The sequence below is a fragment of the Streptomyces sp. NBC_01257 genome (assembly GCF_035917255.1).
Lineage (GTDB): Bacteria > Actinomycetota > Actinomycetes > Streptomycetales > Streptomycetaceae > Streptomyces.
Map to the genome: position 1 here is coordinate 7,327,352 of NZ_CP108472.1, position 21,698 is coordinate 7,349,049.

Sequence of the window (21,698 nt, forward strand, 5' to 3'; positions counted from 1 at the left end):
GCACGGGGAGGACACCAGGCACACTCAACCTGTAGGAATCTCGCCACGAAGAGGATCACGCATGATCACGTTGAAGAAGGAAGACGGCCCGGCGGATCTGGACGGGGTCACCCACCTGTCCATCGGGGTGTCCTGGGACCCCACGGTCGGCGCCAGTGGCGGGCTGATGGGGAAGCTCCGTCAGAAGAAGGGCACCGACCTCGACCTCATCGCCATCGCGATGCAGGGTGCGGAGCCGGTGCGGCTGGCCGGCCTGGACTCCCTGGACCCGCTGGGCAACGGCTCGCTGCAGCACAGCGGCGACAACCAGACCGGGCACGGCGACGGTGACGACGAGACCGTGACCGTCGACTTCGCCCGGGTACCGGCCAACATCACCTCGATCGTCTTCATCGCCGCCGCGTACAAGAAGCACAGCTCCTTCCAGAGCGCGCGCAACATCAGCTTCAAGGTGTACGACGCGACGGGCGGCAGCAGCCAGCAGGTCGCCGACATCTGGCCGAGCCTGCTCAGCAACGACAACGGCTGCGCCGTGGCCAAGGCCATGCGGGCCGGTGCGAGCTGGAAGCTCGAGGTGATCAACGAGACGGGGAAGATCAAGCAGGGCGACGAGCAGGCCCTCATGCGCTTCGCGGTCAGCAAGTAGTACGCAGACGGCGGCCACCGGCCACGAACAGGCGGCAGGCAGCAGCGGCACGGTGCGAGTGCATCCGCCCCGGCCCGTACGCGCGGCGTTTCAGTCGACCCGCCGCGTACGGCCCGGGGCCGTCGCGTTCCCGGACGCCAGCGGCGAACGCGCCAGCTCCACGCACCCCACGGCGATCAGCCCGAGCGCCAGCAGTTCGGGGAGCAGCCACCAGCCGGTGCGCAGACCCTCGCCGAACAGGGTCACCCCGTACAGGACGCTGATCAGCGCGTCGCCCAGGGTCAGACAGGGCTGGACCGCGACCAGCGTGCCTGCCTGGAGGGCGTTCTGAAGGAGGAACAGGGCGCCGACGCCCGCCGCCGCGGTGGCGTACAGCTGCCAGGACGTGAAGAGCGCCACCACACCGTGGCCGTCGCTCAGCCGGGCCATCGCGTCCTTCATCAGGGCGGCCGTGAGCGCGTACGCGCAGGCCGCCGCGAGCCCCAGCAGCGCCGCACGCGGATTGCCGCGGGTGGCCAGCGCGCCCGCGATCAGGGCCGCCTCGAACAGGGCCGTCAGGATCAGGGCCGGAATCCACGCCGCCCCCCGCACCATGTCGCTGCCGCCGCCCGGCGCGGCCGAAGCCATCCCGAGGGCCAGGCCGGCCGTCACCGCGGCCACCCCGAACCAGACCGGCCGCGGCAGCCGCACCCGCATCACGAACCCGGCCATCAGCAACGTCGCCGGAAGCTCGATGACGAAGATCGGCTGCACCACGGCGATCGGCCCGGTGGCCAGCGCCACGGCCTGGCAGACGGCCGCGACGATCACCAGGCCGATCCCGGCCAGCCACACCTTCTGGCGCAGCAGATGAGCGATCAGTGACGGCCGCATCGCCTTGCTGTCGGGCACGGTGAGGGCCGCGCGGCGCTGGAGGACGGAGGCGGCGCCGTTGCTGAGAGCGGTCAGGACGGCGAACAGGACGCTGATCACCGGTCCATGATGCGGGCGGCCGGTGCGTAGTCCCGGGTCCCGCCGCCCGACGGCATGGCGTCGGCGGACGGGCCGCGGCAATCGTCCCGTCAGGATCGATGCCGGCCGCACGGCCGCGTAGCGTGCCGTCCATGGCCGTGAAGAAGAAGACCTCCGCCGCCGCACCGCCGGCCGTGCTCTCGCCGCGCGCACTGGGCCGCGCGACCCTGGAGCGCCAACTCCTGCTCCGCCGCGCGGAGATGAGCGCCGGGGACGCCGTCAGGCACCTCGTCGGCCTCCAGGCGCAGAACACCAAGCCGCCGTACTACCAGCTCCTCGCGCGGCTGGAGGGCTTCGAACCGGCCGAGCTCGCCGGGCTGATGGAGTCGCGCGAGGTCGTCCGCATCGTCACCCTGCGCTCCACGATCCACACCCACACGGCGGACGACGCCCTCACCCTGCGCCCCCTCGTCCAGGAGGCCCGCGACCGGGAACTCAGGATCTTCCGCAAGGGCCTCGTGGGCGTGGACCTGGACCGGCTCAGGGACGTCAGCAGGGCGTACGTCGAGGAGGAGCCCCGCACCCCGAAGGAGATCCGCGAACGGCTGCTCACCGAATGGCCCGACGCGGACCCGCAGGCGCTGGGCACGGCCGCCCGCTGTCTGCTGCCGCTGGTCCAGGTCACCCCGCGCGGCGTGTGGGGACGGAGCGGCCAGGTCGCGCTGACCACCGCGGAGCACTGGCTCGGCAGACCCTCGGCGCAGGTCCCCGCACCCGACGCGACGGTGCTGCGCTACCTCGCCGCCTTCGGCCCCGCGTCGGTCAAGGACCTTCAGGCGTGGGCCGGGCTGACCCGGATGCGGGAGGTCTTCGACCGGCTGCGCCCGCGGCTGCTCACCTTCCGCGACGAGAACGGCGTCGAGCTCTTCGACCTGCCCGACGCCCCGCGCCCCGACGAGGACACCCCCGCACCGCCGCGCTTCCTGCCCGAGTTCGACAACGTCCTGCTCGGCCACGCGGACCGCACCCGGGTCATCCCGCCACGGTTCAAGGGGCGCAACGGGGTGGGCAACCAGGCGTACGGATCCGTCCTGGTCGACGGATTCCTCGCCGCGGTCTGGCGGCTGGAGACCGCGCGCGGCGGCGGCCCGACGACGGTCACCGTGCAGGGGCTGCGCCCGCTCATCCGGGCGGAGCGGGACGCGGTGACGGACGAGGCGTCGGCCCTGCTCGCCGTGATGACGGAGGAGGCCGCCGACGGCCACGACGTCAGGTTCGCCGCGTTCATCGACTTCGACAGCTGAAGGGCCCGCACGCCCCGGAAGGGCCGGGTACGGGTACGCCCCACCCGTGACCCGTGACCCGTGACCCGCGACTACGGCAGCAGCCCCGCCCGCCGGGCCGCGACGACGGCCTCCAGCCGGGTGTGGGCACCGAGCTTGCGCATCGCGGAGCGCAGATAGCCCTTCACGGTCTCCGGCCGCAGCCCCAGCCGGTCCGCCGCCACCGCGTTCGTGGCGCCCGCCGCCACACACGCGAGGACGTCCAGCTCACGCGGGGCGAGCTGGACCCCGCGGTCCCGGGGCACCCGCGCACCGGCCGCCGCGGCGAGCCGCCCGCACACCGCGAGCAGCTCGTCGCGCAACGCCGGATCGACGACCTTCGGCGCCAGGGCGCGCAGCTCGCGGTGCGCCTCCCGGACGTCCTCCCACGCCCCGGGCACGGCCCGGGGGTCGGTGACCTCCTCCCGGGTCACGGCGAGCAGTTGCTGCACCTCGTCCCGGACGGCCAGGGCCTGCTCCACGTCCCGGGCCGCGGCGACCGCCGCGTCGAACGTGCGGTCCCCGAGCGTGAGCGGCTCCCGCAGCGCCCCGTACAGCACGCCCCGGACCTTGCGGCGGACGACGACGGGCACGGCGACCACCGAGCGCAGGCCCTCCGCCGCCACGGCCGTGTCGTACTCGTGGCTGATGTGGCGCGAGGAGTGGTAGTCGGTCACCGCGCACGGCCGGGACAGGGCGATCGACTTGCCGCCGAGACCGCTGCCGGCCGAGATCACGAGGCCGCGCAGGGCCGTGGTGTGCGCCCCGTTCAGCTCGGCGATCCTGGCGTGCCGGGTGTCGGAGAGCAGTCCCCCGAACGCCACGGGCAGCCCGCTCGTCCGGCGCAGCCGCAGCAGCGCCGCTTGCATCTCGACCGCATCGACCGATTCCGGCACGCTGACGCCTCTCCGCCCGGCTCCGCGGAACACGGCATTCCCCGCATCACCCCCGTTCGGGGGTGGTGAGAGCTGGGTCACTGTTTACATCATGTTAAGAGACCGGTCCGGTCCGCAATGAGGAGGGCACATGTCGGCATCCAGTGCGACGGAGACGTTCCGGGCCGCCCGGGACTTCCTGCTGCAGCACCGCGAGGACTACACCGCGGCCTACGAGGGCTTCCGCTGGCCCCGGAGCGCCCACTTCAACTGGGCGCTCGACTGGTTCGACGTCATCGCGGAGAACAACGACCGCACCGCCCTGCACATCGTGGAGGAGGACGGCGGGCGCACCGAGGTGTCCTTCGCCCGGATGTCCGCCCGCTCGAACCAGGCCGCGAACTGGCTCCGCGCCCAGGGCGTACGGGAGGGCGACCGCATCCTCGTGATGCTCGGCAACCAGACCGAGCTCTGGGAGACCGCCCTGGCCGCGATGAAACTGCGGGCCGTCGTCATCCCCGCGACCCCGCTGCTGGGCCCCGCCGACCTGCGGGACCGGGTCGAGCGCGGCCGGGTCCGGCACGTCCTGGTCCGGGACACCGACACCGCCAAGTTCGACGAGGTGCCCGGCCGCTACACCCGGATCTCGGTCGGCGCCGAGACCGACGGCTGGCTCTCCTACTCCGGGGCCGACGAGCAGCCGGAGACCTTCACCGCGGACCGTGAGACCGACGCCGACGAACCCCTGATGCTCTACTTCACCTCGGGCACCACCGCCAGCCCGAAGCTCGTCGAGCACACCCATGTCTCCTACCCCGTGGGCCACTTGTCGACGATGTACTGGATCGGGCTCAAGCCCGGCGACGTCCACCTCAACATCTCGTCGCCCGGCTGGGCCAAGCACGCCTGGTCCAACCTCTTCGCCCCGTGGAGCGCCGAGGCGACGGTCTTCATCTTCAACTACACCCGCTTCGACGCCGGCCGGCTCATGACCGAGATGGAGCGCTCGGGCATCACCAGCTTCTGCGCCCCGCCCACCGTGTGGCGCATGCTCATCCAGGCAGACCTGTCCCAGCTGAAGACCCCGCCGCGCGAGGTCGTCGCGGCCGGCGAACCGCTCAACCCCGAGGTCATCGAGACCGTCAGGCGCGCCTGGGGCGTCACCATCCGCGACGGCTTCGGCCAGACGGAGACCGCCGTGCAGGTCGCGAACACCCCCGGCCAGGTGCTGAAGACCGGTTCGATGGGCCGCCCCAGCCCCGGCTTCCAGGTGGTCCTGCTGGACCCCGTCAGCGGCGAGCCCGGCGCGGTCGAGGGCGAGATCTCGCTCGACCTGTCCGGCCACCCGGTCGGTCTGATGACCGGCTACCACGGCGATCCGGAACGCACCGCCGAGGCCATGGCGGGCGGCTACTACCGCACCGGCGACATCGGATCCCTCGACGAGGACGGCTACATCACCTACGTCGGCCGCGCCGACGACGTCTTCAAGGCCTCCGACTACAAGATCTCGCCCTTCGAGCTGGAGAGCGCCCTGCTGGAGCACGAGGCCGTCGCCGAGGCGGCGGTCGTGCCGGCCCCCGACCCGGTGCGGCTCGCCGTCCCGAAGGCGTACATCGTGCTCGCCGAGGGCTGGGAGCCGGGACCGGACACCGCGAAGGTGCTCTTCGCCCACTCCCGGGCCGTGCTCGCCCCGTACAAGCGGGTCCGCAGGCTGGAGTTCGCCGAGCTGCCCAAGACCGTCTCGGGGAAGATCCGCCGCATCGAGCTCCGCGAGCGCACCGCCCGGGGCACCGGCACCGAGTACAGCGAGGGGGACCTGACATGACCGAGCCGTCCTACGCCCACGGCACCGGCACCACCCCGCTCCTCGGCGACACCATCGGCCGCAACCTCGACCGGGCGGTCCAGGCGTACCCGGACCGCGAGGCGCTCGTCGACGTGCCGTCCGGGCGGCGCTGGACGTACGCGGAGTTCGGCGCGGACGTCGGGGAACTGGCCCGCGCGCTGATGGCATCGGGCGTGGCCAAGGGCGACCGGGTCGGCATCTGGGCGGTCAACTGCCCCGAGTGGGTGCTCGTCCAGTACGCCACGGCGCGCATCGGCGCCGTGATGGTCAACATCAACCCCGCCTACCGGGCGCACGAGCTGGAGTACGTGCTCAAGCAGGCCGGGATCTCGCTGCTGGTCGCCTCGCTCGCGCACCGCACCAGCGACTACCGCGCCCTGGTCGACCAGGTCCGGGCCGACTGCCCCGCCCTGCGGGCCGTCCACTACATCGGCGACCGCTCCTGGGACGAGCTGCTCGCCGCCGCCGGACCGGTGACCGCCGCCGAACTCGACGCCCGCGAGGCCGGGTTGTCCTGCGACGACCCGATCAACATCCAGTACACCTCCGGCACCACCGGCTTCCCCAAGGGAGCCACCCTCTCCCACCACAACATCCTCAACAACGGCTACTTCGTGGGCGAGCTGGTCGCGTACACGGAACAGGACCGGGTCTGCCTGCCGGTGCCCTTCTACCACTGCTTCGGCATGGTCATGGGCAACCTCGGCATCACCTCGCACGGCGCCTGCATCGTGATCCCGGCCCCCGCCTTCGAACCCGCCGCGGTGCTCGCCGCCGTCCAGCGGGAACGCTGCACCTCGCTGTACGGCGTCCCCACCATGTTCATCGCGGAGCTGAACCTCCCCGCCTTCGCCTCGTACGACCTGTCCTCGCTGCGCACCGGCATCATGGCCGGATCACCCTGCCCGGTCGAGGTGATGAAGCGGGTCGTCGCCGAGATGCACATGGACGAGGTGTCCATCTGCTACGGCATGACGGAGACCTCACCCGTCTCCACCCAGACCCGCCGCGACGACGACCTGGAGCGCCGTACCGGCACCGCCGGCCGGGTGCTTCCGCACCTGGAGGTCAAGGTCGTCGACCCGGCGACGGGGGTGACGCTGGAGCGCGGCACCTCGGGCGAACTGTGCACCCGTGGCTACAGCGTGATGCTCGGTTACTGGGACCAGCCGGAGCGGACCGCGGAGGTCATCGACGCGGGGCGCTGGATGCACACCGGGGACCTCGCGGTGATGCGCGAGGACGGCTACGTGCAGATCGTCGGCCGGATCAAGGACGTGATCATCCGCGGTGGCGAGAACGTGTACCCGCGGGAGGTCGAGGAGTTCCTCTACCGGCACCCCAAGATCGCGGACGTGCAGGTGGTGGGGGTGGCGGACGAGCGGTACGGCGAGGAGATCCTGGCCTGCGTCATCCCGGCCGACCCCGCGGACCCGCCGAGCCTGGAGGAGGTCCGGGCGTTCTGCCACGAGCAGCTCGCGCACTACAAGGTCCCGCGCCTGCTGCGGATCATGGAGACGTTCCCGATGACGGTCAGCGGCAAGGTCCGGAAGATCGAACTGCGGGAGACCTACGCCCGGTAGGCGAAGATCCCCCGCGGGGAACGAGCGAAGAGGTCCGGCGAGGACGAAGGAGACGGGCGCCGGGGCGCTGTCAGGCGGCTTCGATGATGTCGCCGGCGGTGCCCTGGGTCGCGGCCGCCCACTCGATCAGCAGGACCTCGTACGCGGCGGACTCGGTCGGGGACCAGTCCTGGCCGGCGCGCGCGTCCACGAGTGCGCGGATGGCCTCGTTCGCCGAGACGGCCGCGGGGTGGGCCGGCTGGGCGGGAATGCTGTGCGACGCGGAGACGGTCGCGGATGCTGCGGGTGCCACAGGTGTCGGGGGTGGAGAAAGCCGTGGAGTTAAGACCATGCGCCCCACTCTAGGCCCCGCCACTGACAAGGGACCGAACATCTGTGGCCCCTGGCTCGAACGTGACCGATACCACTCACTGTGGCCGGACGGTTTCTGTGAGGTGCGGCACGTCGCGGCGCATACAGACCCGCGGCCACCGGTCCAGGCCGTGCTGCGCCTCCTCGGCGCGAATCCTGCGCAGCCCGTCGGTGAGCCCTGAATCCGTCAGCACCTGGAAGCCGAGCCGGGTGTAGTACGGGGCGTTCCACGGGACCTGCGAGAACGTCGTCAGGGTCAGCGAGGTCAGCCCTTCGCGCGCGGCCCAGCGGTCTACGTGGTCGATGAGCGCGCTGCCCAGTCCGCGCCGGGCAGCCGACGGATGGACGGAGACCTGCTCGATGTGGGCGGCGCCGTCGACCGGATCGGCGATCAGATAGCCGAGCGGCCGGTCGTCGGGGCCGGCGGCCACCCAGGCCCGGCCGGCCCCGCGGTAGCCGTCCAGGAGCTCCAGGGGCGGTGGGTCGTCGTCGGCCACGCAGTTCATGCCGAGGGTGCGGAAGGGTTCGCCTGCGGCGCGCTCGATGTCCTGGAGCAGCGGAAGATCCGAGCGGCGGGCGGGACGGATACGCATAGCTCAGTATGCCGCGCTCCGCCCGTCCCGGGGCGGGCCGGTGGGGTCAGGCGCCGGTGCTGATCAGCTCGTTCGCCGGGCTGTTCACCGGCTGCGGGGTGCCGGTGAGGTCCATGACGAACAGCGGGATGCCGAGTCCGTCGGCCCGCTCCCTGGCGTCCCGCGCGTAGCCCGCGAGCGAGAAGAACACGCTCGCCACCGAGGCGCTGAGCGCGTTGAGCCACAGGCATTCGACGTCGCGCAGGCTGGTCGGGCGGGTGGTGGAGTCGACCTGGGCGATCAGCCCGGCCGCCCGCAGGTCGATCCGGGACGCGGGGCGTTCGGCGGGCTGCACGACCTCGCGGTAGCCCAGCCACTTCAGGTAGAGGGCGGCGGCGGCGACCGCGTCGCGCGCGGTGCGGATCGTCAGCGGCCGGAACGCCGGCCGCGGCACCGCCGCGGTCCGCGGCAGCGGTATGTGCGCCGGGCGCACCGGCCGGGACGCCGGTCCGGCCGCGCGGCCGGACGCCGTCACGGGGCGGACCGGGATGCGCAGCACGGCCCCGCACGGGCAGCACAGCTCGGGCTGCGGCCACTGGTCGTGCCGGCCGCAGCCGCGGCAGCGCACGGTCACCCAGTCGTCGTTCCAGGTGCGGTGGGTGATCGGCACGACCGGGGCGCCGCGCAGCAGCGGCGGGGCCGTCGGGGCGCCGCAGGGGCACGGGTAGACGGGCGTGACGTACGCGTGGTCGCGGCGGCAGGCCGGGCACCGTACCGGCACTGACTCCACCTCGGACTCCTTCCGGCCCACCGGGATGCGGCCGCCCCTGTTCACCGGGCCGACTCCGCTCCGTACCCCCATGCTCCACCAAGAGCGAGGCCAGGGGGAGCGACTTGGGGTACTTCGGGGTTTCCCCTCCGCTTGTTCCGCCCCCGGGACCGCCTCTCTTGACGGCTGTCCGGCCGCACTTTAGATTTGCTTCCGTATAGCAGAATCAATTTTCCGCAATACGGAATTGGTGCTCTCAGGTGGCGCGACAGAGCCCGACTCCTCCAGGTTCGAGCAGGAGCACTCAATGCCTCGTATGACCGCTGCCCGAGCGGCAGTTGAGATCCTCAAGCGCGAAGGCGTCAGCAACGCGTTCGGTGTGCCGGGCGCGGCGATCAACCCCTTCTACGCGGCCCTCAAGGCCGCCGGCGGGGTTCATCACACGCTCGCCCGCCACGTCGAGGGCGCCTCCCACATGGCGGAGGGCTACACCCGGGCCACCCCCGGGAACATCGGCGTCTGCATCGGTACGTCCGGCCCGGCCGGCACCGACATGATCACCGGCCTGTACTCGGCCATCGCGGACTCGATCCCGATCCTGTGCATCACCGGCCAGGCGCCCACCGCGGCCCTCCACAAGGAGGACTTCCAGGCCGTCGACATCTCGTCGATCGCCAAGCCGGTCACCAAGGCGGCCACCACCGTGCTGGAGGCCGCGCAGGTCCCCGGCGTCTTCCAGCAGGCCTTCCACCTGATGCGCACCGGCCGTCCCGGCCCGGTCCTCATCGACCTGCCGATCGACGTGCAGCTCACCGAGATCGAGTTCGACCCGGAGCTGTACGAGCCGCTGCCGGTGCACAAGCCCGCCGCGAGCCGCAAGCAGATCGAACGCGCCGTGGAGATGCTGAACGCCTCCGAGCGGCCGCTGCTGGTCGCGGGCGGCGGCATCCTCAACGCCGACGCCTCGGACCTCCTGGTGGAGTTCGCCGAGCTGACCGGCGTCCCGGTCGTCCCGACCCTGATGGGCTGGGGCATCATCGCCGACGACCACGAGCTGAACGCCGGCATGGTGGGCCTGCAGACCTCGCACCGCTACGGCAACGCGACGTTCCTGGAGTCCGACTTCGTCCTCGGCATCGGCAACCGCTGGGCCAACCGTCACACCGGCAAGCTCGACGTCTACACCCAGGGCCGTAAGTTCGTCCACGTCGACATCGAGCCCACACAGCTGGGCAAGATCTTCGCCCCCGACCTCGGCATCGCCTCCGACGCCAAGGCCGCGCTGGAGCTGTTCGTCGAGGTGGCGCGCGAGCTGAAGGACGCCGGCAAGCTGAAGGACCGCTCGCAGTGGGCCGCGTCCGCGCAGGAGCGCAAGGCGAAGCTCCAGCGCCGTACGCACTTCGACAACGTGCCGCTGAAGCCGCAGCGGGTGTACGAGGAGATGAACCGGGCGTTCGGCCCGGAGACCCGCTACGTCACCACGATCGGCCTCTCCCAGATCGCGGGCGCGCAGATGCTGCACGTCTACCGGCCGCGCCACTGGATCAACGCCGGTCAGGCGGGCCCGCTCGGCTGGACCATCCCGGCCGCGCTGGGTGTCGCCACGGCCGACCCCGAGGGCTCGGTCGTCGCCCTGTCCGGCGACTACGACTTCCAGTTCATGCTGGAGGAGCTCGCGGTCGGTGCGCAGCACCGCATCCCGTACGTGCACGTCCTGGTGAACAACTCCTACCTGGGGCTGATCCGCCAGGCGCAGCGCAACTTCGACATCGACTTCCAGGTCAACCTGGAGTTCGAGAACATCAACTCCCCGGAGCTGGGCGTCTACGGCGTGGACCACGTCAAGGTCGTCGAGGGCCTGGGCTGCAAGGCGATCCGGGTCACCGAGCCGGACCAGCTGCTGCCGGCCTTCGAGGAGGCCAAGAAGCTGGCGGCGGAGTTCCGGGTGCCGGTGGTGGTCGAGGCGATCCTGGAGCGGGTCACGAACATCTCGATGAGCGGTTCGGACATCGCGTCGGTCAACGAGTTCGAGGACATCGCCTCGGACCCGTCCCACGCCCCGACGGCGATCCGCCCGTTCACGTCGGCCTGACCCCCCGGGCCCACGGCCCCGGCCCCCGTCTCCCGTTCAACGGGGGGCGGGGGCCGGGTCGTTGTGCGTCAGGGTGTGCCGAGGTGAGGGCGTCCTCAATCGCCGGACGGGCTCGGATGTGCGCCCGCCCTGGCAACCCCAGCCCGTCCGGCGTTTGAGGACGGAACCCTCAGGGTGGGGGTCCGGAACCGGGAAGGGCCGGCTTCGGGCAATCCCAGCCCGTCCGGCGTTTGAGGACGGAAGCGGGCGCCCCGGACATCCGCGCACGCGAAAGGGCGTGGAGTACGGGACCGTAATCCGTACTCCACGCCCGGTTCGGGGAAAGACAGGGAAGAAAGACAGGGGCCGCGGCGAGGCGCGAAGGGGGCGGCAGGTGCGGGCTCCTTCAGGTCAGGAACCGGCACCGCCACCCACACCACCGCACTGGCATCACGCCACCGCCACGGCCTCGTCCTGCCCGCGCCCCGCGCAACCCCTCATCCGGGTGGGCGCGACGGCGCGGGCAGGGCTTGGGGGCCCAACGGGAGGGGTCAGTCCTCGCGCAGGGCGCGGACGGCCTCCTCCACGCGCTTGCCGTACTCGGCGTCCGCGGCGTGGAAGTGGGCGAGGTTCTTCTCGATCACGTCGTCCCGGGTGACCTGCGACAGGCCGCCCGCGATGTTGGCGATCAGCCGGCCCTGCTCGTCGTCCGACATCAGCCGGTACAGCTCACCGGCCTGGAAGAAGTCGTCGTCCTTGGTGTGGGCGGGCGCCTCGTGCGTGCCGGTCCAGCCCTGGACGGCGATCGGCGCGGAGAACGCGGCGTCCGTCTGGGCCGGTCCCGCGTACGAGTTGGGCTCGTAGTTCTTGTCGTGGCGGGCGCCGTTGCGCGTGGCGTGCAGCCCGTCGCGGCCGTAGTTGTCGACGACGGCGGTGCGCGGCGCGTTCACCGGCAGGTGGGTGTGGTTGACGCCCAGCCGGTAGCGGTGCGCGTCCGCGTAGGCGAACAGCCGGCCCTGGAGCATCTTGTCCGGGGACGGACCGATGCCGGGCACGAAGTTGTTCGGGGAGAACGCGGCCTGCTCCACCTCGGCGAAGACGTTGTCCGGGTTGCGGTCCAGGACGAGCCGGCCGACCCGCTGGAGCGGGTAGTCGCTGTGCGGCCACACCTTGGTGAGGTCGAACGGGTTGAAGCGGTAGTCCGCGGCCTCGGCGGCCGGCATGACCTGCACGTACAGCGTCCAGGAAGGGTTCACCCCGCGCTCGATCGCCTGGAGCAGGTCCGTCTGGTGGGAGCTGGCGTCCTTGCCGACGAGCTCGGCGGCCTGCTCGGCGGAGAGGGAGCGCACGCCCTGGTTCGTCTTGAAGTGGTACTTGACGAAGAAGGCCTCGCCGGCGGCGTTCGTCCACTGGTAGGTGTGCGAGCCGTAGCCGTTCATGTGACGGTACGAGGCGGGGATGCCGCGGTCGCCCATCAGCCAGGTCACCTGGTGCGTCGCCTCGGGCGCGTGCGCCCAGAAGTCCCAGACGTTGTCCGCTTCCTGACGGCCCGTGAACGGGTCGCGCTTCTGGGAGTGGATGAAGTCGGGGAACTTGATCGGGTCCTTGATGAAGAACACCGGGGTGTTGTTGCCGACGAGGTCGTAATTGCCGTCGTTCGTGTAGAACTTGAGCGCGAAGCCGCGCGGGTCGCGCACCGCGTCCGCACCGCCGAGCGAGTCGGCGACCGTGGAGAACCGGATGAACGTTTCGGTGCGGCGGCCGACCTCGGAGAGGAAGTCGGCGCGGGTGAAGCCGGTGACGTCGTCGGTCACCTCGAAGTAGCCGTACGCGCCGGAGCCCCGTGCGTGCACCACGCGCTCCGGGATGCGCTCCCGGTTGAAGCGGGCGAGCTTCTCCAGGAGGTGACCGTCCTGGAGGAGGATCGGGCCGCCGGCGCCGGCGGTGGCGGAGTTCTGGTTGTCGGCGACCGGGGCGCCGGACTCGGTCGTAAGCACGCGCTGCGTCATGGTGTCGGGGCGACCTTCCGTACGGGAGCTGCTGAACTGCGACGGCCTGGGGGCTCCAGGAGCGTAAGTACGCTCCGAACCTGACGTCAACAGTTTGTTGAAATTCTTGGCGAAGGTGGTGCGTGAAGGGGTGTTCCGGACGGCGCCGGCGCCTGGGCGCGACAGGACAGGTGTCAGCGCCGACGCCGCCCGGAAGTCTGTGGGGCCGGGGGATACGCACCCGGCGGGGTGGTGCCGGCCGGGCCCTGGACGGGGCCCGGCCGCGTCGGTCAGTCCTGGACGGGCTGACCGGAGAGACGCTCGACCGAGCGCAGCAGCGCCGAGTGGTCCAGGCCGCCGTCGCCCTGGGCGCGCAGCGAGGCGACGAGCTGGGCGACGACACCGCCGACGGGCAGTGCGGCACCGACGTTGCGGGCGGCGTCCGTGACGATGCCCATGTCCTTGTGGTGCAGATCGATCCGGAAGCCGGGAGCGAAGTTCCGGTTCAGGAAGTTGTCCTTCTTGCGGGTCAGCACGGTCGAGCCGGCCAGTCCGCCGTTGAGGACGTCGAGCGCGGCGGCGAGGTCCACCCCGGACTTCTCCAGGAAGACGACGGCCTCGGCGCAGGCCTGGATGTTGACGGCGACGATCAGCTGGTTGGCCGCCTTCACCGTCTGGCCCGAGCCGTGCGGACCGCAGAGCACGATGGTCTTGCCCAGCGCGTCGAGCACCGGCTTGGCGGCGTCGAAGTCGGCCCGCTCGCCACCGACCATGATCGACAGCACGGCCTCGATGGCGCCCGCCTCACCGCCGGACACGGGGGCGTCCAGGACGCGGATGCCCTTCTCGGCGGCGTTCTTCGCGAGGTCCACGGAGGTCTGCGGGGTGATCGAGGACATGTCGATCAGCAGCGCGCCGCGCTTCGCGTTCTCCAGGATGCCCTCGGAGCCGTACGCGATCGCCTCGACCTGCGGGGAGGCGGGCACCATCGTGATGACCACGTCCGCGTCCTTGACCGCTTCGGCGATCGAGGAGGCGCCGGTGCCGCCGGCCGCGGCCAGCCGGTCGACCTTGTCCTGCTCCAGGGTGTAACCGGTGACGTCGTAACCGGCCTTGATCAGGTTCTCGGACATGGGCGAACCCATGATGCCGAGCCCGATCCACGCAACCTTGGGGAGGTTGTTGCTCATGAGGGTGCCTTCCGATAAACGTGTGTGCGAGTGACGGTCCGCCGCTACCGGCGGGCGGCCCGTGCGGTGGCCGGGAGCCACTCGAAGGACTCGGCGCTCGGCCGGTCGCCCGGCTTGTACTCCAGGCCGACCCAGCCGTCGTAACCGGCCTTCGTCAGCTCGTCGAGGAGCTGCTCCAGCGGGAGCGAGCCGGTGCCGGGTGCGCCGCGGCCCGGGTTGTCCGCGATCTGGACGTGACCGGTCCTGTCGGCGTAGGCGCCGATGACCTGGCTGAGGTCCTCGCCGTTCATCGACAGGTGGTACAGGTCCAGCAGGAACTTCGCGTTGCCGAGGCCCGTCGCCGCGTTGATCCGGTCGACGACCTCGATCCCGGCCGGTGCGCTCACCAGCGGGTAGCGCGGGGACTCCGGCGCGTTCAGGGTCTCGATCAGCAGGACCGCCCCGATCCGGTCGGCCGCGTGGGCGGCGGTGACCAGGTTCTCCAGGGCGAGTGCGTCCTGCTCGGCGGGGTCGGCACCGTCGACCCGGTTGCCGTAGAGCGCGTTGAGCGCCCTGCAGCCGACCGAGGCGGCGAAGCCGGCCGCCACCTCGATGTTGGCCCGGAAGCGGTCCGACTCCGTGCCGGGCACGGAGAGCGCGCCGCGGTCGGGGCCGGGCAGCTGTCCGGCGTAGAAGTTCAGCCCCACCAACTGGGTGCCCGCGTCGTCGAGCGCCTTCTTCAGCGCGTCGAGTTCGGCCTGCGGAGGGGTGGGGGTCTCGATCCATGGCCACCACAGCTCGACCGCCGTGAAGCCCGCCGCGGCGGCTGCCGCGGGTCGCTCCAGGAGCGGGAGTTCCGTGAAGAGGATCGAAAGGTTCACATCGAAGCGCTGGTCCGGGTAGCCCATGAGGGTTTCGGCGCTCCTTCCGTATTGCGGAAGTTAGTTTCTGCTTAACGGAAGATTGCCCGGAGGGTGGGGGCGATGTCAAGGGGGTGCCCGGAAATCGGACCCCGGACATGACGAAGGCGGGGCGGAGGGCCATCGCCCTCCGCCCCGCCCGCCGTACCGCTACCGGCTCACCCGGCAGGAACCGTGTCCTGGAACGTCGTCCCCGCCGTGCGGAACGCGCTCACCTTGGCGCTGACCTGCGCCGGGGTGAGAACCTGGTCCTTCACGTGCAGGACGTAGTCCACCTGCTGGTCGTACGAGCGCGGCGTCGTGCTCGTCTGGCCGGCCAGGTCGATCAGCCACTGGTTGAAGTTGATCGACGTGCCCCGCTCCGGCAGATACGCCGCCCCGTGGGTGCCGAACAGCTGACCGTCGATGTAGTAGGTGATCGCGCTGCCGTCGATCGTCACGACCAGGTCGTGCCAGCCCGCGTAGCTCTGCCGGGACTCGGTGTGCGCGTTGACCGCCTCCCAGGGGTCGGGCCGGTAGGTCTCCCACGAGGTCGTGTAGAGGATGTTGCCGCTCTCGCCCCAGCCGCCGTTCGGCAGGTACTCGAAGTCGTACTCCGCGTAGTCGTCCGCCATCGGCGCCTTGAGGTCGTTGATGGTGAAGAACGTCTGGACGAGGTGGTCGCCGTCGGGGCCGGAGACCGGCGCGTCGTTGAACTTCACCCGGGCCGCATAGGTGCCGTTGCGGAACTTCATCGACTGGGTCAGGATCTCGGTCTGCTTCGTCGACTCACCGCTGCCCGCGGTCGACGTCTCCAGGTTCATCACCGAGTTCCCGCTCTGGGCGGCGAACGTCACGTTCTCCGGTGCCCAGGTGGCGCCGGGCACCCCCGGTCCGCCGGAGTTCGAGCGGACGCTCCAGCCGTGCGCGGCGATCTGCGGGTCGGTGTGCCCGCTGTAGTTGAAGTCGTCGAAGAGCGTGGGCGCGCCCTCCGGCGGATCGGTCGGATCCGTCGGATCGGTCGGATCCGTGGGGTCGGTCGGGTCATTGCCCTCCGGGGCCCGGCCCCAGACCGTGGCGCCGCCGAGCTGCGCGGTCACCTTCGACCAGTCTCCGTACGCCGTCCGGCCCGCGTCGAAGGAGTAGTCGTCGCTCTGCAGCAGCGTCTGCCAGCTCGACCGGTAGAAGCGCAGCTGCATGTCTCCGGTGTCGGCCCCCGGTGCGAGCGATCCCGCGCCGGCCGTGAAGCCGATCTCCAGATAGCGGTCGGCGGTGGCGGTCGGGGAGGCGAGCGTGCCGAACGTCCCGGTGATGTTCCCGCAGCCCTTCACCGCCCAGGAGCAGGCGAACCGGTAGGCATCGCCCGCCGCCTCGCCCTTGAAGTAGTAGCGGACCTTGACGGCACTGAGCTGCACGGCCGCGCTGCCCGTGTTGCGCACCTTCAGCCAGGGCTCGCTCTGGTCGGCCGTGGCCCCGGACGCACTGGTGCGGTACTGCACGGCGAGCGGTCCGTCGGCGGCGCTCGCCGATGACGGGACGGCGGCCAGTGCCGTACAGCCCAGTGCCAGGGTGGCAGCGGCCGAGGCCGCCGCACGGATCCGGGTCTTCGTGATCGACTTCATGAACCTGTTCCTCTCCGGAACGGTCGTGGGGGAGTGGTTCCTACCGAGGTGGCGCTGTTCCTGGGGCAGCGGTCTGGAGCGACCGCGGGTTCAGGGGGCGGTAGCCGACGCCGAGGGCGTCGAGCCGTGCCGTGTGCCGGCCGAGGCGGCTCAGGAAGCCGGGCCAGTCGCTGCGCCCGCCCGACCAGGCACGGTCAGCGAGGGCGCACAGCCGCGGATACGTCAGGTACTCGATCTGCTCCGGCGTGCTCGCGTACTCGGTCCACAGCTGGGCCTGGGTGCCCAGCACCCGGCCCGCGTCCGCCGCCTCCCAGCCGTCCGGTACCGGCCGGTTGCCGTGGACGGCCCGCAGACCGACGGGCGGTCCCGGCTGCGCGGCCGGTTCGCCGGGATCGGCGGACTGGGCGTAGTCGAGGTACGTGGCCCGGTGGTGCGCGGTGACCACCTGGTGGCCGCGGCGGGCGGCGGCGAGCGCGTGGGCCGGGTCGCGCCAGGTCATCACCGTGAATTCGGGAGGCAGTTCGGTGCCCGTCTCGGCCCAGCCGACCGGACGCCTGCCCTGCTCGGCGAGGAACGACCCGATCCGGCCCATGAACCAGCCGTGCAGTGCCCGGGCGTCGGGCAGCCCCTCGGCCGCGGCCCGCGCCAGCGCCGCCGGGCTCGTCTCCCACTCGGTGGTCGGGCACTCCTCGCCGCCGATGTGGATGTACGGGGACGGGAAGACGTCCATGACCTCCTCCAGCACCGTCCGGCAGAAGTCGAAGACCTCCTCGTGGACGCCGAACACGGTGTCGCAGACACCCCAGCGGGTCCACACGTCCAGCCGCCGCGACGGATCGTTGCCCAGCTCGGGGTGGGCGGCCAGGGCCGCCCGCACATGGCCCGGCATCTCGATCTCCGGCATCACCCGCACCCCGCGCGCCGCCGCGTACCGGACCAGGTCCCGCAGTTCCTGCCGGGTGTACGCCCCCGAGTGCGCGATCCCGTCATAGGTCTCGTCGCCGCGCCCGGGCGGGCCGGACATCGACTGCCGGCGATGACCGCCGATCCCGGTCAGCCGGGGATAGGCGGCGACGGGCATCCGCCATCCCTGGTCGTCCGTGAGGTGGAGGTGGAGCGTGTTGAGTTTGTGCAGCGCCATCAGGTCCACGTACCGGCGCAGGTACGACACCGGCTGGAAGTGCCGGGCGACATCCAGCATCGAGCCGCGCCACGGGTACGCGGGCACGTCGCTGATCTCGACACAGGGCAGCATCCAGGGCGCGGCCCGCTGCGCCGTGCCCGAAAGGGCCTCCGCGGGCAGCAGCTGACGGATCGTCTGGACGCCCCTGAGCAGGCCCGGCAGCCGCGCGGCCCGCAGCAGCAGGGCGTCCGGGCCGATGGTCAGCCCGTACCCCTCCTCGCCGAGGCCGCCCAGCTGCGGGTCGAGGGCCAGCACGATGCGGCCTTCGGCGGAGAGGGCCAGGGGCAGGCCCGTGGCGGGTGCGAGCAGGGTGCGCAGCAGGTCGGCGGCGCCCTCCGCTCCGGGATAGGCCCGCACCGAGGTGTCCTGGTCGAGGGTGAACCGGCCGGGGCGGGCCGAGACCTTGCGGGGGCGGGGGACGAGGGACTGTTCGGGGCGTGATGCGGGCACGAGGAGCCTCCGGGTTCGGATCTCGGGCGGTCAGCCCTTGACGGCGCCGGCCGCGAAGCCGGAGGTGACATGGCGCTGGAGCAGCAGGAAGACGACCAGCGCGGGCAGGGCGAAGAGGGTCGAGGCGGCCATGGTGGCGCCCCAGTCGGTGCCGAAGGTGTTCTGGAACGACGACAGCCAGACCGGCAGCGTGCGGCTGTCCTGGTGCTTGATGATCAGGAAGTTGGCGTACGCGAACTCGTTCCAGGCGGTGATGAAGCCGAACAGCGAGGTCGCCATCAGCCCCGGTGCGAGCAGCGGCAGCGCCACCCGCCGGAAGGCACCGGTCCTGGTGCAGCCGTCGACCTGCGCGGCCTCCTCCAGCTCCGGCGGGATGGTGGCGATGAAGCCGCGCAGCACCACGATCGAGAACGGCAGCGTGACCATGAAGTAGACGAGCGTGAGCGTCGGCAGCCGGTCGAGCATGTCCGTGTCGCGGGAGATGATGTAGATCGGGATGATCAGCGACTCCCAGGGCGCCATCTGCGCGACGAAGACCATGAGCATGAACTGCCGGCGCCCCTTCCAGCGCATCCGGGCCACCGCGTAGGCGGAGCCGATGGCGACGAGCAGGGCCAGCAGGATCGAGCTGAGCGTCACCAGGATGCTGTTGCGCCAGAACAGTTCGAAGCCGTCGGCCTGCACGGCCGTGCGGAAGTGGTCGAGCGTCCAGGTGTGCGGGAAGAGCTTCGGGTCGGCGGACTGGATGTCCCGCGACGGTTTGAACGCGGTCGAGATCATCCAGTAGACGGGGAACAGACAGACCAGGACGGTCAGTACGGCGGCGGCGTTCAGCGGGAGCCGCCGGGCTCTCGGGCGCAGCAGGGTCATCAGGACTCGTCCTCCTGTCGGAACATCTGGCGGAAGTAGAGGACGAGGACCCCGGACATCAGGACCACGGTGAGCATCGAGGCGGCCGAGCCCAGGTCGTAGCGCTGCCCGGCGAGCGCCTTCTGCACCGCGTACACCGGCAGGATCGTCGTGGCGTCGCCCGGGCCCCCGCGGGTCATCACCCAGATCTGGACGAACGCCTTGAACGTCCAGATCACTTCGAGCGAGAACACCAGCAGGAAGATCGGCCGGAGCATCGGGAAGGTGACGGAGCGGAAGATCCGGGAGCCGGACGCCCCGTCCAGCCGAGCCGACTCGTAGAGCTCCGCCGGGACCGTGGTGAGCGCCGAGTAGAGCGTGATCGCCGCGAACGGCACCGACTGCCAGACGATCAGCAGGACCAGGATCGAGAAGGCCGCGGTGCCGTGCGCGAACCACGGGTAGCGGTCGAAGGAGGAGAAGCCCGCCTCGGTCAGCAGCCGGTTGACGATGCCGAACTCGGAGTGGAACAGCCACTGGAAGACCGTGGTGGCCGCGACCACCGGCATCGCCCACGCCAGCACCAGCGAACTGAGCACCGCCGCGCGGCCGAACCGGCCCAGCCGCTCGGTCATCAGCGCGACCAGGGTGGCGATCACCATGATCAGGACCACGTTGACCGCCATGAACAGGAAGGTGCGCCGCACCACCTCCCAGAACCGCGGGTCGGACAGCAGCGTCCGGTAGTTGCGCAGTCCGACGAACTCCGCGTCGCCCACGATCAGCTGGCGCAGCCTGAAGTCCTGGAGCGAGATGAGCACGGCCCGCAGGAGCGGGTAGAGCAGCAGGTAGATCATCCCGCCGACTGCGGGTGCGATCAGGACGTACGGCCACAGGCCGCGCGGCTCCCCGGACCGCCGCCGGCGCGGCGGTGCCGGCGTGCCGGCCGCCGGGCGGCGCAGGCGGCTGGGGGGTGCGGTCCGTTCCCGGATGACCGACACGGCACGCCTCCTCTCGGTGTTCGGGCGGATGGACGGAGGGATCAGGACGTGGTGTTCATGGCCCGGGTGATGTCGGCGGAGGCCTTGGCGGCCTCCTTCGCCGGGTCGCCGCCGGTCAGGACGGCCGCCATGTAGTCCTTGATCGGGTTCTCCGCCTCGACGGCCGCCCAGCCGGGCGTGTTGGGCGTCGCGTGCCCGTTCGCCGCGCCGACCGCCATCGCGGCCGCCCCCGGATCGCCCGCCACCGCAGAGGCGAGCGACGTCCGGTTCGGTACGTAGCTCATGGCCACGGCCAGCTTCTTCTGCCAGGCGTCACCGGTGAGCTCCTTGATGAAGGTCAGTGCCGCCTCCTGCTTGCCGGACGCGGTGGGGATGACCAGGTCGGAGCCGCCGGTGAAGACGGCGCCCGGGGTGTCCGCGCTCTTGCCCGGGATCGCGAAGAAGCCGAGCTTCCCCTTCAGCTCCGGGTTCTTCTCCATGACGACGTTGGCGCCGCCCGGGGTGGAGATCACCTGGGCCACCTTCCCCTGGGCCATCACGTCGGCCTGGGGAGGGGAGTCCTCGTCGGAGTCCTTCGGCCCCTTGCCGAGCGCCTGGAGCTTTCCGTAGAACTCCAGCCCGCGCAGTGCCTCCGGGGTGTCCAGCGCGCCCTTCCACTTCCCGCCCGACTCGGTGGCGAGGTCGCCGCCCTCGTCCCAGACGAAGCCGGCCAGCGCGTACCACATCTGCCCGGGCAGGTAGATGCCCTGCGTGCCCCCCTTGTTGAGCTTGCCGGTGGCCTCGATCCACTGGTCGCGCGTCTTGATCGCGGACGCGTCGACCCCCGCCTTCTTGAACAGGTCGGTGCGGTAGATGACGACACGGTTGGCCGCGTAGTACGGGATGCCGTACTGCTTCCCCTCGTACGCCCCCGGCTCGGCGAGGCCCTTCAGCCAGTCCTTGCCGTTCAGCTCGTCGACCTTGTCGCTGAGGTCGAGCAGGCCGCCGCTCTGTGCGAACTGGGCGACCTGGGTGTTGCCGCTCTCGATCACGTCCGGGGCGTCGTTGCTGGCCAGCGCGGCGGTGATCTTCTCGCCGATGCCGTCCCACTCCTGGATCTGCACCCGGACCCCGATCTTGGGGTGGGCGGCCTCGAAGCCCTTCACGAACTCCTTCTGGAACTCGGCGGAGACGCTGTCGCGCATCAGCCACACGTCGATGTCCGTCCGCCCGTCGCCGGACGTGCCGGCCGAGTCGGGGGAGGAGCTGCAAGCACTGAGAACGGCGGCCATCACGAGCGCGGACCCACCGGCAAGCAAGCGGTACTTCACGGTTCACCTCTGGGAGACAGGACCTGACCACCTGACCAGTGAAGCCCACTGGACAGCTCACCTCTTGATGGTGGATGAAGGTGGCATAGACCAATGAGGCCGTCAACCCCCTTGGTGATTACGGGTTTTAGTGATCTCACGGAAATGTGGACCGGGATGTTTGTCTGGAGTGCGGTTACACTTCCCTTGACCAGTAGCCGAGTTGGTTCCACTGGTTGCTCAACTGGTAAGTCAGGGA

18 protein-coding genes are annotated in these 21,698 nt (G+C 70.9%); 5 read left to right on the forward strand and 13 right to left on the reverse strand.

Annotated elements, in window-relative coordinates:
* Positions 1–61: 61 nt before the first annotated feature.
* Entirely contained in the window at positions 62–646 is a 585-nt protein-coding gene (locus tag OG408_RS31935; protein WP_266784448.1) for a TerD family protein, read from the forward strand.
* A gap of 90 nt (positions 647–736) precedes the next feature.
* Here OG408_RS31935 and OG408_RS31940 read toward each other — a convergent pair whose 3' ends face one another.
* On the reverse strand, positions 737–1,618 hold the full coding sequence (locus tag OG408_RS31940; RefSeq protein WP_266784450.1) for a DMT family transporter: 882 nt from the start codon (positions 1,616–1,618) through the stop codon (positions 737–739).
* Positions 1,619–1,749: 131 nt separating this feature from the next.
* Here OG408_RS31940 and OG408_RS31945 point away from each other — a divergent pair, with 131 nt between their 5' ends.
* Positions 1,750–2,901, forward strand: a complete 1,152-nt coding sequence (locus tag OG408_RS31945) for a winged helix DNA-binding domain-containing protein (protein WP_326673333.1) — start codon at positions 1,750–1,752, stop codon at positions 2,899–2,901.
* A 71-nt stretch (positions 2,902–2,972) separates the two neighbouring features.
* On the opposite strand, the gene OG408_RS31950 is transcribed toward OG408_RS31945, so the two are convergent.
* The gene (locus OG408_RS31950; protein ID WP_266784453.1) at positions 2,973–3,815 is read right to left on the reverse strand and encodes a response regulator transcription factor; all 843 of its coding nucleotides are present in this window, start codon (positions 3,813–3,815) and stop codon (positions 2,973–2,975) included.
* Between the two features lie 130 nt (positions 3,816–3,945).
* Here OG408_RS31950 and OG408_RS31955 point away from each other — a divergent pair, with 130 nt between their 5' ends.
* Together OG408_RS31955 and OG408_RS31960 are read left to right on the forward strand one after the other, a co-directional pair.
* Complete coding sequence (locus tag OG408_RS31955) at positions 3,946–5,622, forward strand: AMP-binding protein (protein WP_285565836.1); 1,677 nt, start codon at positions 3,946–3,948, stop codon at positions 5,620–5,622.
* Complete coding sequence (locus OG408_RS31960; protein WP_285565835.1) at positions 5,619–7,226, forward strand: AMP-binding protein; 1,608 nt, start codon at positions 5,619–5,621, stop codon at positions 7,224–7,226. The genes OG408_RS31955 and OG408_RS31960 overlap by 4 nt, the downstream gene beginning before the upstream one ends.
* A 70-nt stretch (positions 7,227–7,296) precedes the next feature.
* Here the strand turns inward: OG408_RS31960 and OG408_RS31965 are convergent, their stop codons facing one another.
* The 3 genes from OG408_RS31965 to OG408_RS31975 all read right to left on the reverse strand — a co-directional run bounded on the left by OG408_RS31965 (position 7,297) and on the right by OG408_RS31975 (position 8,939).
* Positions 7,297–7,518, reverse strand: a complete 222-nt coding sequence (locus OG408_RS31965) for a hypothetical protein (protein ID WP_405406105.1) — start codon at positions 7,516–7,518, stop codon at positions 7,297–7,299.
* A 115-nt stretch (positions 7,519–7,633) separates the two neighbouring features.
* The gene (locus tag OG408_RS31970) at positions 7,634–8,170 is read right to left on the reverse strand and encodes a GNAT family N-acetyltransferase (RefSeq protein WP_266784459.1); all 537 of its coding nucleotides are present in this window, start codon (positions 8,168–8,170) and stop codon (positions 7,634–7,636) included.
* A gap of 46 nt (positions 8,171–8,216) precedes the next feature.
* Positions 8,217–8,939, reverse strand: a complete 723-nt coding sequence (locus OG408_RS31975) for a hypothetical protein (RefSeq protein WP_266784461.1) — start codon at positions 8,937–8,939, stop codon at positions 8,217–8,219.
* 295 nt (positions 8,940–9,234) lie between these two features.
* On the opposite strand from OG408_RS31975, the gene gcl reads away from it, so the two are divergent.
* Positions 9,235–11,010: a glyoxylate carboligase gene (gene gcl, locus OG408_RS31980; RefSeq protein ID WP_266784463.1), complete on the forward strand. Its 1,776-nt coding sequence runs from the start codon at positions 9,235–9,237 to the stop codon at positions 11,008–11,010.
* 530 nt (positions 11,011–11,540) lie between these two features.
* Here gcl and OG408_RS31985 read toward each other — a convergent pair.
* The 8 genes from OG408_RS31985 to OG408_RS32020 form a co-directional block, all read right to left on the reverse strand.
* Positions 11,541–12,998 carry a catalase gene (locus OG408_RS31985; protein ID WP_266784465.1) on the reverse strand — a complete coding sequence of 486 codons (1,458 nt, stop codon included), beginning with the start codon at positions 12,996–12,998 and terminating at the stop codon, positions 11,541–11,543.
* A gap of 269 nt (positions 12,999–13,267) precedes the next feature.
* On the reverse strand, positions 13,268–14,167 hold the full coding sequence (locus tag OG408_RS31990) for a 2-hydroxy-3-oxopropionate reductase (protein ID WP_266784467.1): 900 nt from the start codon (positions 14,165–14,167) through the stop codon (positions 13,268–13,270).
* 44 nt (positions 14,168–14,211) lie between these two features.
* Complete coding sequence (locus tag OG408_RS31995) at positions 14,212–15,054, reverse strand: TIM barrel protein (protein ID WP_326673334.1); 843 nt, start codon at positions 15,052–15,054, stop codon at positions 14,212–14,214.
* A 170-nt stretch (positions 15,055–15,224) separates the two neighbouring features.
* Complete coding sequence (locus tag OG408_RS32000) at positions 15,225–16,667, reverse strand: cellulose binding domain-containing protein (RefSeq protein WP_326673335.1); 1,443 nt, start codon at positions 16,665–16,667, stop codon at positions 15,225–15,227.
* 40 nt (positions 16,668–16,707) lie between these two features.
* Entirely contained in the window at positions 16,708–18,300 is a 1,593-nt protein-coding gene (locus tag OG408_RS32005) for a beta-N-acetylhexosaminidase (protein ID WP_285565822.1), read from the reverse strand.
* Positions 18,301–18,330: 30 nt separating this feature from the next.
* Entirely contained in the window at positions 18,331–19,170 is an 840-nt protein-coding gene (locus tag OG408_RS32010) for a carbohydrate ABC transporter permease (RefSeq protein WP_266784475.1), read from the reverse strand.
* The gene (locus OG408_RS32015) at positions 19,170–20,150 is read right to left on the reverse strand and encodes a carbohydrate ABC transporter permease (protein WP_285565819.1); all 981 of its coding nucleotides are present in this window, start codon (positions 20,148–20,150) and stop codon (positions 19,170–19,172) included. The genes OG408_RS32010 and OG408_RS32015 overlap by 1 nt, the downstream gene beginning before the upstream one ends.
* 41 nt (positions 20,151–20,191) lie before the next feature.
* Entirely contained in the window at positions 20,192–21,460 is a 1,269-nt protein-coding gene (locus OG408_RS32020) for an extracellular solute-binding protein (RefSeq protein ID WP_266784479.1), read from the reverse strand.
* Positions 21,461–21,698 lie beyond the last annotated feature (238 nt).